The sequence below is a fragment of the Robiginitalea sediminis genome, from assembly GCF_002198115.1.
GTDB lineage: Bacteria > Bacteroidota > Bacteroidia > Flavobacteriales > Flavobacteriaceae > Robiginitalea > Robiginitalea sediminis.
This window is the reverse complement of the sequence record NZ_NGNR01000003.1, coordinates 105,754-119,369: the sequence shown is the minus strand read 5'-3', so window position 1 is coordinate 119,369 and position 13,616 is coordinate 105,754. Positions and strand designations below refer to the sequence as shown.

The 13,616-nt window shown below is 52.8% G+C and carries 12 protein-coding genes; 4 read left to right on the top strand and 8 right to left on the bottom strand.

Features of this window, described 5'->3' with window-relative positions; all coding sequences use genetic code 11:
• Nucleotides 1-3: 3 nt before the first annotated feature.
• The 8 genes from rplB to rpsL form a co-directional block, all read right to left on the bottom strand.
• Entirely contained in the window at nucleotides 4-828 is an 825-nt protein-coding gene (gene rplB / locus CA832_RS10300) for a 50S ribosomal protein L2 (protein WP_088341539.1), read from the bottom strand.
• Nucleotides 829-837: 9 nt separating this feature from the next.
• On the bottom strand, nucleotides 838-1,128 hold the full coding sequence (gene rplW, locus CA832_RS10295; RefSeq protein WP_088341538.1) for a 50S ribosomal protein L23: 291 nt from the start codon (nucleotides 1,126-1,128) through the stop codon (nucleotides 838-840).
• Between the two features lie 6 nt (nucleotides 1,129-1,134).
• Entirely contained in the window at nucleotides 1,135-1,764 is a 630-nt protein-coding gene (gene rplD, locus CA832_RS10290) for a 50S ribosomal protein L4 (protein ID WP_088341537.1), read from the bottom strand.
• Nucleotides 1,764-2,381, bottom strand: coding sequence for a 50S ribosomal protein L3 (gene rplC, locus CA832_RS10285; protein WP_088341536.1), 618 nt, complete (start codon nucleotides 2,379-2,381; stop codon nucleotides 1,764-1,766). Before rplC ends, rplD begins: the two co-directional genes overlap by 1 nt.
• A 331-nt stretch (nucleotides 2,382-2,712) precedes the next feature.
• The gene (gene rpsJ / locus CA832_RS10280; protein WP_007094989.1) at nucleotides 2,713-3,018 is read right to left on the bottom strand and encodes a 30S ribosomal protein S10; all 306 of its coding nucleotides are present in this window, start codon (nucleotides 3,016-3,018) and stop codon (nucleotides 2,713-2,715) included.
• An 11-nt stretch (nucleotides 3,019-3,029) separates the two neighbouring features.
• Nucleotides 3,030-5,159: an elongation factor G gene (gene fusA, locus CA832_RS10275; RefSeq protein WP_088341535.1), complete on the bottom strand. Its 2,130-nt coding sequence runs from the start codon at nucleotides 5,157-5,159 to the stop codon at nucleotides 3,030-3,032.
• A gap of 5 nt (nucleotides 5,160-5,164) precedes the next feature.
• On the bottom strand, nucleotides 5,165-5,641 hold the full coding sequence (gene rpsG, locus CA832_RS10270; protein WP_088341534.1) for a 30S ribosomal protein S7: 477 nt from the start codon (nucleotides 5,639-5,641) through the stop codon (nucleotides 5,165-5,167).
• Nucleotides 5,642-5,662: 21 nt separating this feature from the next.
• Nucleotides 5,663-6,037, bottom strand: a complete 375-nt coding sequence (gene rpsL / locus CA832_RS10265; RefSeq protein ID WP_013305196.1) for a 30S ribosomal protein S12 — start codon at nucleotides 6,035-6,037, stop codon at nucleotides 5,663-5,665.
• Nucleotides 6,038-6,501: 464 nt separating this feature from the next.
• Between rpsL and CA832_RS10260 the strand changes: the two genes are divergently transcribed.
• From CA832_RS10260 to CA832_RS10245, 4 genes are all read left to right on the top strand, one after another.
• Nucleotides 6,502-9,738: a SusC/RagA family TonB-linked outer membrane protein gene (locus CA832_RS10260; RefSeq protein ID WP_088341533.1), complete on the top strand. Its 3,237-nt coding sequence runs from the start codon at nucleotides 6,502-6,504 to the stop codon at nucleotides 9,736-9,738.
• A gap of 27 nt (nucleotides 9,739-9,765) precedes the next feature.
• Nucleotides 9,766-11,436: a SusD/RagB family nutrient-binding outer membrane lipoprotein gene (locus tag CA832_RS10255; RefSeq protein WP_088341532.1), complete on the top strand. Its 1,671-nt coding sequence runs from the start codon at nucleotides 9,766-9,768 to the stop codon at nucleotides 11,434-11,436.
• Between the two features lie 12 nt (nucleotides 11,437-11,448).
• The gene (locus tag CA832_RS10250; protein WP_088341531.1) at nucleotides 11,449-12,411 is read left to right on the top strand and encodes a hypothetical protein; all 963 of its coding nucleotides are present in this window, start codon (nucleotides 11,449-11,451) and stop codon (nucleotides 12,409-12,411) included.
• 165 nt (nucleotides 12,412-12,576) lie between these two features.
• On the top strand, nucleotides 12,577-13,521 hold the full coding sequence (locus tag CA832_RS10245; protein ID WP_088341530.1) for a hypothetical protein: 945 nt from the start codon (nucleotides 12,577-12,579) through the stop codon (nucleotides 13,519-13,521).
• The last annotated feature ends 95 nt before the right edge of the window (nucleotides 13,522-13,616 follow it).

Sequence of the window (13,616 nt, the reverse complement as noted above, 5' to 3'; positions counted from 1 at the left end):
CTTTTATTTCTTTCTGCGTTCTACAATATATCGGTTGCTGTCCTTGGTACGGGAACGCGTCCTGTAACCTTTGGCCGGCACACCCTTACGGCTGCGCGGGTGACCTCCGGAGGCGCGTCCTTCACCACCACCCATCGGGTGATCGACAGGGTTCATGGCTACCGGACGGGTCCGCGGACGACGGCCCAGCCAACGGCTGCGACCGGCTTTTCCGGACACGGTAAGCTGGTGGTCCGAGTTGGATACCGCACCGATGGTTGCCAGACAGTCCGACAGTATCATGCGGGTTTCCCCGGAAGGCAGCTTGATGGTGGCATACCGTCCTTCACGCGCCATAAGCTGCGCAAAGGTTCCGGCACTACGGGCCATTACCGCTCCCTGACCGGGCCGCAGCTCGATACAGGAAATGATCGTACCCAGCGGCACCTCGGAAAGCGGCAGGGCATTGCCAATCTCAGGGGCGGAACCAGGTCCCGCCTTGATTTTCTGCCCTTCCTGAAGCCCGTTCTGAGCAATGATGTAGCGCTTCTCCCCGTCAGTATATTCCACCAGGGCAATAAACGCAGAACGGTTGGGATCGTACTGGATAGACTTCACTTCTGCAGCAACGTCCTGCTTGTCGCGCTTGAAGTCGATAATACGATACCTTCTTTTATGACCCCCGCCTTTGTAGCGCATGGTCATTTTACCTCGACTGTTACGGCCTCCGGACTTTTTTAACGGAGCGAGCAGGCTCTTCTCCGGCTTATCAGTAGTAATCGCGTCGAATCCGTTTACTACTTTAAAACGCTGTCCGGGGGTGATGGGTTTTAACTTTCTAACTGACATGCCGTGTCTTTATAGATTACTGTAAAAATCAATCACGTCACCATCCTGCACATCTACAATGGCTTTCTTGAACGCGTTGGACTTTCCGTGCTGGATCCCGGTCTTGGTGTAGCGGGTCTTGCGGGAAGGTCCGTAGTTCATGGTGCGCACCTTGGTTACAGATACCCCATAGGCAGCCTCAATAGCTTCCTTGATCTGGAGTTTGTTGGCCGAAGGCTCAACGATGAAACCATAGCGGTTGTACAACTCACTATCGGAAGTCATTTTCTCGGTAATGATCGGTTTAATCAACACACTCATGATTTCTTATTTATTAAGATTGGTCTCGATTCCTTCCAGAGCACCTTCAAGAAGCACCACGTTGTTGGCGTTCAAAATTTTGTAAGTGCTTAATTCTGAATTGGTTACGACTTCTGACCCTTTCAAATTGCGCGACGACAAATATACGTTATTATTTGTATCGCCCAACACGAAGAGGGACTTTTTGTTCTCGAGCCCCAGGGCCTTCAGCACCGCTTTGAAATCCTTGGTGCTGGGCTGGTCCAGGTTAAAATCCTCTACAACCATGATGGCGCTCTCCTGGGATTTCAGGCTCAGGGCCGATTTCCGTGCCAGGCGCTTGAGGTTTTTGTTGAGCTTCTGGGTATAATCCTTCGGGCGCGGGCCAAAAACCCGTCCTCCACCGCGGAAGACCGGGGATTTGATGCTACCTGCACGGGCAGTACCGGTACCTTTTTGCTTTTTGAGCTTGCGGGTACTCCCGGCAATCTCATTGCGCTCCTTGGATTTGTGGGTTCCCTGACGCTGGTGGGCCAGGTATTGCTTTACATCCAGGTAAATGGCGTGCTCGTTCGGCTCAATCTTGAAGACCGCATCGGAAAGCTCGGCTTTACGGCCGGTCTCTTTTCCCTTGATATCTAAAACTGCTACCTTCATTACTTGTAGATGGTTATGTATGCGTTCTTATGCCCCGGAACCGCCCCTTTCAATACGAGCAGGTTCTTTTCGGGAACCACTTTCAATACGCGAAGGTTCTGTACCGTAACGCGCTCATTACCCATTTGACCAGCCATGCGCAGTCCTTTGAATACGCGGGCCGGATAGGAGGCCGCACCGATGGAACCCGGGGCGCGCAGACGGTTGTGCTGGCCGTGGGTGCTCTGCCCCACTCCGCCAAAACCATGGCGCTTTACCACACCCTGGAATCCCTTTCCTTTGGAAATCCCGGATACGTCAACGAATTCTCCTTCGGTGAAGAGGTCTACCCCGATGGTATCCCCCAGTTTGTGTTCTCCTTCAAAATCGCGGAATTCGATGACCTGTTTTTTAGGTGCAGTACCTGCCTTTTTAAAATGGCCGGTTTCGGCCTTGTTGGCACGCTTTTCTGCCTTGTCATCGAAACCGAGTTGAAGGGCATTGTACCCGTCTACCTCTTCGGTTCTGACTTGGGTAACGACACAGGGCCCGGCCTCGATAACGGTGCAGGGAATGTTCTTCCCGTTCTCGTCAAAGATGCTGGTCATGCCGATTTTTCTTCCGATTAACCCAGACATAATTGTTTAATTAAATTGATACTTATCTCAGTGAGTCCGCGCACTTGGATTTGACCCAGGACCTTTTGGCCCTTACCCAAACCGGCTCGCAAGACTCGGTTTTACTCTTTAAAAATCCCCCCGGAGTGCAGACAAAAAAACAGGGTCAAAAATAAATTCGACCCCGAATGTATTTTTGTTTCCGTTTTTCCTCCGCACGCAGCTAAAGGACATGTCGTTGGGGGTTTAACCCCATTTTTTTCAGATTCCCACCGCGGAGACAGGCATCACCTGCGCTTTGGTGAGATCCCTCATCCTTCCGGGTTCGGGATGTGATTGCGTTTTACCGCTATCACACTTTGATCTCCACCTCAACCCCGCTGGGAAGCTCGAGCTTCATCAGCGCATCGATGGTTTTGGAGGAAGAGCTGTAAATATCCAGCAGTCGCTTGTAAGAGCTCAGCTGGAACTGCTCACGGGACTTCTTGTTCACGTGGGGCGAACGCAGAACCGTGAAGATTTTCTTGTGCGTTGGCAGCGGAATGGGCCCGGTTACCACCGCTCCGGTCGTCTTGACCGTCTTGACGATCTTTTCGGCAGACTTATCTACCAGGTTGTGATCGTAAGATTTCAGTTTTATTCTGATTTTCTGACTCATTTCTGCTCGAATTAAGCGGTTACACCTTTAGTGGCCTTGATCACTTCCTCTGCGATATTCGACGGGGTTTCCGCGTAATGCGAGAACTCCATGGTAGAGGTGGCGCGTCCTGAGGACAGGGTACGCAGGGCGGTTACGTATCCGAACATCTCGGACAGCGGCACATCGGCCTTGATAACCTTGGACCCGGCGCGGTCGGACATGTTGTTCACCTGCCCGCGACGGCGGTTCAGGTCTCCCACAATGTCTCCCATATTCTCCTCGGGGGTGAGCACTTCCAGTTTCATGATCGGCTCCATAAGTACGGGACGGCACGCCTTGGCAGCCGCCTTGTATCCGAGCTTCGCAGCCAGTTCGAAGGACAGGGAATCCGAATCCACCGGGTGGAAGGAACCGTCCTTGAGCGTAACCTTCATGCTGTCCATTTCAAAACCGGCCAACGGCCCGTTTTTCATGGCTTCTCTGAATCCTTTCTCTACGGAAGGGATATATTCCTTAGGGATGTTACCCCCTTTGATTTCATTGACAAAAGTAAGGCCTTGTACCTCTTCGCTGTCTGCAGGAGACATAGTGAAGACGATATCGGCAAACTTACCACGACCACCGGTCTGCTTCTTGTAAACCTCGCGGTGGTTGGCCTCCCCGGTAAGGGCTTCCTTGTATTCCACCTGGGGTTGCCCCTGGCTTACTTCCACCTTGAACTCCCTGCGGAGACGGTCCACAATAATGTCCAGGTGCAGCTCTCCCATCCCGGAGATAATGGTCTGGCCACTGGCCTCGTCCGTTTTCACCTGGAAGGTCGGATCTTCCTCGGCCAATTTGGCAAGGGCCATGCCGAGTTTGTCTACATCTGCCTTGGTCTTGGGCTCCACAGCGATACCGATTACCGGCTCGGGGAACTTCATGCTTTCCAACACAATCGGGTGCTTCTCATCGCAGAGGGTATCCCCCGTCTTGATGTCCTTGAACCCTACTGCCGCCCCGATATCCCCGGCGGAGATACTTTCGATAGCGTTCTGCTTGTTGGAGTGCATCTGGTAAATCCTGGAGATCCGCTCCTTGTTGCCGGAACGGGTGTTCAGGACATAGGAACCTGCATCCAGTTTCCCGGAATAGCAGCGGAAGAAGGCCAGGCGGCCCACAAACGGGTCGGTGGCAATCTTAAAGGCCAGTGCGGAGAAAGGCTCTTTGGCATCCGGCTTACGGGTTGCAGGCTGCTCCGTATCGGGGTTGGTACCTTCAATCGCCTCCTTATCGAGGGGAGAGGGAAGGTAGCGGCAAACGCAATCCAGCAGGAATTGCACCCCTTTATTCTTAAAGGAAGAACCACATACCATAGGGATAATACTCATATCCATTACGGCAGCGCGCAGGGCGGCGTGGATCTCATCCTCGGTGATGGAATCTTCGTCCTCGAAGAACTTCTCCATCAGCGTTTCGTCGTATTCGGCAACCGCTTCGATAAGCTCGGCGCGGTATTGCTTTACTTCAGCCTCCATTTCCGCCGGGATATCGATCACGTCGAAAGTAGAGCCCATGTCTTCTTCGTGCCAAACGATGGCCCGGTTCTTCACCAGATCCACAACACCTTTAAAATCGGCCTCGTCCCCAATGGGCAGTACGATCGGCACGGCGTTGGACTTCAACATGTCCTTAACTTGCTGACAAACAGCCAGGAAGTTGGATCCCTGACGGTCCATTTTATTTACAAAGCCCATACGGGGAACCTTATAATTGTCTGCCAGACGCCAGTTGGTCTCAGACTGGGGCTCCACACCGTCTACGGCGCTAAAGAGGAACACCAGACCATCGAGTACCCGCAAGGAGCGGTTTACCTCTACGGTAAAATCCACGTGGCCGGGGGTGTCGATGATGTTGAAGTGATAGGGTTTGGTATCGTCGGTCTGCTGCCCGTTCTTGGTTGGGAAATTCCAGGTACAGGTAGTGGCCGCGGAGGTAATGGTAATCCCGCGCTCCTGCTCCTGCTCCATCCAGTCCATGGTTGCAGCTCCATCGTGCACCTCTCCTATTTTGTGGCTTACGCCGGTATAGAAAAGGATACGCTCTGTTGTGGTGGTTTTTCCGGCATCGATGTGCGCGGCAATCCCGATATTCCTTGTGTATTTTAAATCTCTCGCCATTTCGCTTAGAATCTGTAGTGAGAAAATGCCCGGTTAGCTTCCGCCATCTTGTGGGTATCCACACGCTTTTTAACCGCGGCGCCTTCTTCCTTGGCTGCAGCGATGATCTCCCCGGCCAGTTTCTGGGCCATGGATTTCTCATTCCGTTTGCGGGAGAAGCTGATCAGCCACTTCATAGCTGTGGAAATCTTGCGATCCGGACGGATCTGCATGGGGATCTGGAATGTGGCACCCCCTACGCGGCGGCTGCGCACCTCTACGTGGGGCATCACATTGGAAAGGGCTTCCTTCCAGATTTCGAGGGCGGACTTCTCTTCGTCCGTCTTCTTTTGCTCTACAATGTCCATTGCATCGTAGAAGATCTTGAATGCCAGGGACTTCTTACCGTCCCACATCATCATATTCACAAAGCGCGTTACCAGCTGGTCGTTATACCTCGGGTCCGGTAGCAACGGGCGCTTTTTAGCCTGCTTTTTTCTCATTGCTCTTGCTTAGTCGTAATCTTACTTTTTGGGGCGTTTTGCACCGTACTTAGACCTGCGCTGGGTGCGGCCGGCAACACCTGCCGTATCCAAAGCCCCGCGCACAATGTGGTATCTAACTCCAGGCAAATCCTTCACCCTTCCGCCTCTTACCAATACTATCGAGTGCTCTTGTAAATTGTGACCCTCTCCGGGGATGTACGCGTTCACCTCCTTACCATTGGTAAGACGAACCCGGGCAACCTTCCGCATGGCGGAATTCGGTTTCTTCGGGGTGGTGGTATATACCCGCGTGCACACGCCTCTACGCTGAGGACACGAATCCAAAGCAGCCGATTTACTCTTCTTGGTAATTGTGGCCCTTCCTTTTCGTACTAATTGTGAAATTGTTGGCATATAAATCTTAAAAATATCGGTCTACCCTCGTTTAAGGGCTGGCAAATGTAGTAATTATTCCCTTTAATTCAAATCCATACACATTAATTTTCAGGCAAATTTCGAACAGACTTTTCCAAAGGATCACGTCCGCACCCCGAACCTGTCAGCATGATCTTCAGACGTAGGGTCATGCGATCCACACCCCAACGCATCAGACTCGTTTTCCGACACATTTATACCTTATATATATAGGCGCCAGGAATACGCGGGTAACCATTATAATGCCGAAGCGCCAACCCCCTGCCTCCATTTTGATGATTTCTCAGGCAACGCCGGGGTCAAATACACATCTTATAATCAAACCCACGGACAAATTCGGACATGGCAGAATGCCGGAGTCGGTTAAAGTTTTATAAAAATAAGTTTGGATTATTAACAGTAAATTAGGATTTTCGCAGGTAGCTAATTCAAATAATTTAAAAATGAGAACGAAATTAAATGGAATCTTGACGCTATTATTGGCGTTTGTTGTGCAGATTTCCTTTGCACAAGAAAAGACGATTTCAGGTACGGTTACAGACTCTGACGGTCTGCCGTTGCCTGGTGTAAACATCGTTGTTGAGGGCACCGCCACCGGTACCCAGTCCGATTTCGACGGTAACTATGCCCTGCAAGCCAGCCCCGGACAGGTGTTGGTTTTCACCTACCTGGGTATGAGCGCCGAGCGCCGGACTGTTGGAGCCAGTGATACGGTAAATGTCCAAATGCTGGAGGATGCCCAAGCCCTTGAGGAGGTTGTAGTAACCGCCCAGGGTATTAAAAGGGAAAAGAAAGCACTGGGTTATGCGGTGTCTTCTGTAGGCTCCGAGGAACTGGAGCAACGCGCCGAAGGTGATGTTGCACGGGTCCTGACCGGTAAGGCTTCCGGGGTTCAGATCACCTCTGCGGGTGGTATGTCCGGATCTGGTACCAACATTACCGTCCGGGGTCTCAGCTCCTTTAGCGGAAGTAACCAGGCGCTGTTTATCGTAGACGGGGTTCCGTTTAGTAACGATACCAACGCCCAGGGTAACTTTATCGGTGGTAACACCGGTTCTTCCCGTTTCCTGGACCTCGACCCGAACAACATCGAAAGCGTGGAAGTACTGAAAGGTCTGGCTGCCGCCACCCTCTACGGTACACAAGGTAAGAACGGGGTTATCCTCATCACCACCAAGGCCGGAGCGGCCAGCGGCGGTGCCAAGAAAACAGAGGTAACCGTGGCTCAGTCCTTCTTCCACAACGAGATGGCTTCTGTACCGGATTACCAGGACCAGTACGGTAACGGTTTCGACCAGAGCTTTGGATGGTTCTTCTCCAACTGGGGGCCTAGCTTCGACCGCGACGGCGTTTCCGGATGGGGGAACCAACCCGCCATTGACGACAATGGTACCCTGGAGCACCCCTATTCCACTACATCTGTTGCTTCTACCCGTGCCGCCTTCCCTGAACTGCAGGGTGCCCGCTACGACTGGAGGCCTTACGACAGCGTGGAAGAGTTCTTCCGCCCGGGTTATGTAACCAACACCAACGTGAACATCGCTGGTGGTACTCAGGACGGTAGCACCAACTTCAACGTGAACCTGGGTTACCTGAACGATAAGGGCTTTACTCCCGGTAACTCCCTGAACCGTGTTAACTTCTCCGTTGGTGGACGTTCTCAGCTGACCAATAAAATCACAGTTAGTGCCACTATGAACTATGCGCGCACCGACTACCGCACGCCTCCCATTGCCTCTTCCCGTGGTAACGGTACCGACGGTCTGTCTGTGTACGGTAACGTGTTGTTTACCCCGATCTCTGTGGACCTGATGGGTCTGCCCTTCGAGAACCCCATCGATGGTTCTTCCGTATACTACCGGAATGGTAACGACATCATCAACCCGCGCTGGACGGCCAAGAACGTAACGTACCAGCAGCTGACCAACCGTTTCTACTGGAACGCCCAGTTGAATTACGAACTCAGCGAAAACCTGTCTCTGAGCTGGAGGTCCGGTCTGGATTTCTACAACGAGCGGAACATCAACGGCTCCAACAAAGGAGGGGTTGAATTCAACCAGGCTATCTTTGGTTTCTACCAAACCTATGACAACAACAATACCATCTGGGAACACTTCCTGTCCCTGAACGGTAACTACGACATTTCCGAAAAACTCGGAATGACCTTTACCGTGGGTGCCACTTCCCGTCAGGATTTCTATGACAGGAGCGGTGTGAACAGTACCGGACAGATCGTTTTCGGAGTGAAGCGTCACTTCAACTTCGAGAACCAGACTCCGATCCAGTTCTCCCAGAAGCGTAACATTGTTGGTATCCTCGGACAGGCTACCCTGGATTACGACAATTACCTGTTCGTAAACCTCTCCGCACGTACCGACTGGGTTTCCAACCTGGCTACCGAGAACAACAGCAAGACCTATCCCGGGGTTAGCGTTTCCTTCCTGCCCACCGCCGCCTTCAGCGGCCTGAGCAGCGAGAACGGACTGAACTTCCTCAAGCTGCGTGCCAGCTACGGAACTTCTGCTACCTTCCCCACCGGATACCCGACTATCAACGTAGTTGAGCAAAACACCCTGCGCTACACCGATCCTTTCGGAGGCGGCATCCTGACTACCAACCAGGTAGACAACTTCCGCGCCAACCCGGATCTGAAGCCTGAGCTTCTCGAGGAGTACGAAGTAGGTATTGAAACCCGCCTGTGGCAGAGCCGCATCACCTTGGATGCGACCTACTTCCAGCGTGTGACCAATGACCTTATCGTAACCGAGCCTCTTTCTCCCTCTACCGGATTCAGCTTTACGCAATCCAACATTGGTGAGATCAAGAACGAAGGTTTCGAAGCCGACCTCGGCATCGACCTCTTCCGCGGAGAAGATTTCAGCTGGAACTCACGGGTGAACTTCTTTACGAACAACGAAACGGTTACCGAGCAGGAGCAGGATTTCATCGCCTACGCCGGATCCCTGGCAGTTGGTGGTGGCCTCTTCCGCGGGTCTAACGCCGCTATCGAAGGCGAGTCTCTCGGTACCATCGTAGGTACTGCCATCGGACGCGACGAGCAAGGCAACTTCCTCGTAAACGACGCGGGTAGCTACGTTATCGTTGAACAAGATGCAGACGGAAACGTGCCGATCATCGGGGATGCGATTCCGGATTACACCATGAACTTCATCAACACGCTGCGTTACAAGAACTGGAGCCTGAACTTCCAGCTCAACCACGTGAAAGGTGGGGACATGCTCTCCAGTACTGTTGCAGTACTCTTAGGACGGGGCTTGATCGTAGAAACTGCCGATCGTGAAAACACATACATCCTGCCTGGTGTTCGCCAGTCTACAGGAGAAGCCAACACGATCCAGATCAACAACTCCACGTACTTCTTCAACAACCTGCTCTTCGGACCTACAGAAACCCGTATCTACGATGCGTCTGTAATCCGTCTGCAGGAGGTTTCCCTCGGGTTCTCCTTCCCGAAGAAGTGGCTGGACAAAACCCCGCTGGGATCCCTCTCCCTGACCGCTCAAGGTTTCAACCTGTGGTATGATGCTTACAACATGCCCGACGGAGCGAACTTTGACCCGAACGTACAGGGGGTTGGTATCGGTAACGGTCGTGGATTCGACTTCATTAACGGTCCGAGCTCACGTCGCTATGGTCTCAGCATCAAAGCTTCCTTCTAATAAAAATTGTTAATGACTACTGTAATTATGAAAAGAGTATTAAAATATATTGCGATTTTCGTTATCGTAGGAGGCTTTCTTAATTCCTGCGAAACGACGGAATTGGACTTGCGCGTAAGTCCGAACGACCTGGCGTCTAACCAGGCAGATCCCAATCTGCTGTTGACGTCCATTCAGCTGGCCTACGGTACCAACCAGCAAACGCTGAGCGACCGTAGCGCTGAACTGGTCCGGATCGACTACATGTTCGGCCGGAACTACTTTAACAACTATCCCGGATCTACCCTCGACGGGGTATGGTCCCGCACCTACTCCAGCGGCGGAAACGGCGTGGGAGACTTTACCGGTGTAGGGATGCTGACCAACATCCAGGCCCTGGAAGCCATCGATGCCGAATCCGACATCGATTACAGCTTCCACCTGGGGGTTGCCAAGACCCTATTTGCCCACCAGCTGATGCAGTTGGTAGACTTTATCGGTGAGGCTGCATTCAGCCAGGCTGGTAATGCTACTGAATTCCCTGCTCCCCTACTGGACGGTGGCCAGGATGTCTACAACAGCGCCCTGGCGCTCCTGACCGAAGCTGAAGGCTATCTTACTGGTAATCCAGGTACTCAAGGTGCCGTGGACATCTACTACAACGGAGATGTCAGCAAGTGGCGTAAGCTCATCAACACCATCCGCCTGAAAGCGCACTATACCACTGGTAACATGGCCGCTTTCAACCAGGTAATCGCCGGAGGGAACTTTATCTCCAGCGCCGCGGATGATTTTGAGATCAAGTACGGAACCAGCGAACTGCAGCCCGATGATCGTCACCCCGATTACGCTTCTGACTACACGCCTTCCGGAGCCAACATCTACCAGTCTAACTGGATGATGGAGACTATGCTGAACAACAACGACCCGCGTATCCGCTACTACTTCTACCGCCAGGTAGATGCTACTCCCGGAGCCGATGCAGATCCGAATGAGGAAACCCTGGCCTGTTCCCTGGTTGTTCCTCCGCAGCACTTCCAGGATGGTGGTTTCACCTACTGCAGTGTTCCCAACGGATACTGGGGCCGTACCCACGGTAACGACGAAGGTACTCCTCCCGACAACTTTACCCGTACCGCTGTAGGGGTATATCCTGCCGGAGGTCGTTTCGACGATAGCAGCTTCGGAACCGTAGGTCTTGGTGTAGGTGGTGGTGGTGCCGGTATCGAGCCCATCTTCCTCTCTTCCTATGTGGATTTCTGGAGAGGAGCTATGGCAGCTTCCGATGCGGATCGCGCCAACTTCCTGCGCAGCGGTCTGGAGAAATCCATCGCCAAAGTTCAGGGCTTTGCTGCCCTCGACGGTGGTGCTGACCTCTCCTTCGAGCCGAGTGCTGCCGATGTAACTGCTTACATCGACGGAATTGTAGCCGATTTCAACGCCGCTACCGGAGACGATAAAGAGAACATCTTTGCCGAGCAATACTTCACTACCCTTTTCGGTGGTGCCACAGAAGCTTGGGTTTACTATCGTAAGACGGGCTACCCGACTACCCTGGTTCCCAACTGGGAACCAGATCCGGGACCCTTCCCGCGTACGCTCCTGTACCCTCAGAACGAGGTGATCACAAACCCGAACCTGACACAGAAGCAATCGCTCACGCAGCAGGTATTCTGGGACACTAACCCAGCCAGCCCGGCTTTCCCGGTTGCTAACTAAAAAAGGATTGCAATGAAAGTATTAAGAAAAATAAGTTTACTGATTCTCGCTCCTCTCGCGCTGTTTACAGCGTGTGAGGACGGGGACAAGGTTTTCGACCAGATCGTCGAAGCGGAAGAGCGCGGTGCTGTACTGCGCACCGTAAACCTGATTTCTAACGAACTGCCCATAGGGGTAGCTGGTTCCGGCTTCGCTGCCGAACTGGAAGTTCAGGATCAGGAAGACGGCGCCCTGTTGGAAAGCCTGGATGTATATGTAGGCTTCCGGGACAACACTGTTCCGGATGGCGGTACAGACCTCGATGTTGCCGAAGCCCTCTTTAGCAATATCCCGTCCAGTTCCTTCTCCATCGGAGAATTCGGTTTCCCGCGGACAACCGTGGAAATCGGCCTGGATGAAATGCTTGCCTTCACAGGTGTAACAGAAGCCGACCTGTTCGGTGGAGACCAGTTCACTGTTCGTTTCGAGTTAAACCTCACTGACGGACGCAGCTTCTCCAATGATGACAACTCCGGTACCCTGACCGGTTCCTTCTTCGCCTCCCCCTTCCTTTACACGCCCACTGTGGTGTGCCCGGTAGGTGCTGAGCAATTTGTAGGAACCTATGTTATCTCAGATGTAACCGGCGGCGTTTTCGGAACCGTATGGGGCGATGGCACCGTAGTGGAACTCTCCGTGGGAGAGACTTCTACTCAACGCCAATTCGACGCGGTATATCTTCCGCAGTTCGGAATTGGTAACGGACCTGCCACATTTGCCTTCGACCTGGTTTGCGGCGGGGTTAATGTTCCCGGCGGACAGGGATCAGGCCTTACCTGTGGTAACGGCGGAATCACCTTTGGCCCTCCTGTAGCGGCGGCTATCGGATCTTACGATCCTGCAGACGACAGCTCTTTCACGGTCACCTTCCGCGAGGATGAGATCGATGATTGCGGCGGAGGTGCCGATGTAACGGTAACACTCACTAAGCAGTAATACCGCAGAAACGGGGTTACCTGTTTCACGTTCATTGAATTCTGAAATCATCCGGCGGGACGGCCGCCGAGCCGAACGCCGGATGATTTTTTTTAAGTGATCCTTCGGGATATTTAGTTCAAAATTTCCTGTATTTCACTTGCTAATCTTATAACAACATTCCTTATGAAAAGCAGTATACTACGTTTTTGCCTTGCCGGTTTAGGTTTCCTGGCACTTTCGTCCTGCGAGGATGGGAATACCATTTTCGACGAGGTTGTCGAAAATGAGGAGCGCGGGGCCATCCTGCGTACCATAAACGTCATCTCCGACGAGATTCCGATCGGAAACGACGATTCCTTCTTCGGCGTGGAGCTCGAAATGCAAGATCAGGAAAATGGCCAACTGGTTCAGGCTATAGACGTTTTTATCGGGTTCCGCGACAACACGGTTGCCGACGGGGATCCTGACCTCGATGCCGATGAGGTACTGGCTGCCACGCTCGACGCGTCCACCTTTACTATTGGCCCGTTTGGTCTGCCCCGGGTTACCTATGAGGTTACCCTGCCCGAACTGGTAGCTGCGCTTCCCATTTCCAATGCCGACGTAGACGGTTCGGACCAGTTTACGGTTCGTTTCGAACTGGTACTTGTAGATGGACGGCGTTTCTCCAACGACGATAACTCCGGTACCCTTACCGGTTCCTTCTTCCGTTCCCCCTTCCTCTACACCGCTACGGTTGTATGTCCGCCCAAGGCCCCAACACCGGGAGTCTGGACCATCAATATGACCGATTCCTACGGTGACGGATGGCAAACCACCACTGGTGGTGGCGGTGACGGAATCACCGTTACCCTAAATGATGGCACCGTACTGGAAGTTGGTATGTGCTCGCCTTATGGCAGCGCTGCCGGAACCTTCCTGGGCGACGGGGCTTGTACTCCTAACGACGGATCCAGTGCTACCGGGACTATTACTATCCCTCCTGGAACAGAGTCTGCAGAGTGGTTCTTCCCCGGAGATTTCTACGGAGAAATTGATTTCGAAATCATTACTCCCAACGGAAATGTAGTGGGTGGTTACCAAGGCGTAGATGCCGGGCCCATCACCATCGACTTCTGTAAAGACTAAGGACGCGAATCCTCACGGATTTTCTCCTGGCCAAAAAAAAAAGCCGTTCCAACCCGGAATGGCTTTTTTTATTCCTCATACCCACCCAAGTAGTA

What these genes read in the sequence shown, in the direction of transcription:
- rplB (WP_088341539.1), bottom strand. Translation starts at nt 828, where the DNA reads ATGTCAGTTAGAAAGTTAAAACCCATCACCCCCGGACAGCGTTTTAAA.
- rplW (WP_088341538.1), bottom strand. Translation starts at nt 1,128, where the DNA reads ATGAGTGTGTTGATTAAACCGATCATTACCGAGAAAATGACTTCCGAT.
- rplD (WP_088341537.1), bottom strand. Translation starts at nt 1,764, where the DNA reads ATGAAGGTAGCAGTTTTAGATATCAAGGGAAAAGAGACCGGCCGTAAA.
- rplC (WP_088341536.1), bottom strand. Translation starts at nt 2,381, where the DNA reads ATGTCTGGGTTAATCGGAAGAAAAATCGGCATGACCAGCATCTTTGAC.
- rpsJ (WP_007094989.1), bottom strand. Translation starts at nt 3,018, where the DNA reads ATGAGTCAGAAAATCAGAATAAAACTGAAATCTTACGATCACAACCTG.
- fusA (WP_088341535.1), bottom strand. Translation starts at nt 5,159, where the DNA reads ATGGCGAGAGATTTAAAATACACAAGGAATATCGGGATTGCCGCGCAC.
- rpsG (WP_088341534.1), bottom strand. Translation starts at nt 5,641, where the DNA reads ATGAGAAAAAAGCAGGCTAAAAAGCGCCCGTTGCTACCGGACCCGAGG.
- rpsL (WP_013305196.1), bottom strand. Translation starts at nt 6,037, where the DNA reads ATGCCAACAATTTCACAATTAGTACGAAAAGGAAGGGCCACAATTACC.
- CA832_RS10260 (WP_088341533.1), top strand. Translation starts at nt 6,502, where the DNA reads ATGAGAACGAAATTAAATGGAATCTTGACGCTATTATTGGCGTTTGTT.
- CA832_RS10255 (WP_088341532.1), top strand. Translation starts at nt 9,766, where the DNA reads ATGAAAAGAGTATTAAAATATATTGCGATTTTCGTTATCGTAGGAGGC.
- CA832_RS10250 (WP_088341531.1), top strand. Translation starts at nt 11,449, where the DNA reads ATGAAAGTATTAAGAAAAATAAGTTTACTGATTCTCGCTCCTCTCGCG.
- CA832_RS10245 (WP_088341530.1), top strand. Translation starts at nt 12,577, where the DNA reads ATGAAAAGCAGTATACTACGTTTTTGCCTTGCCGGTTTAGGTTTCCTG.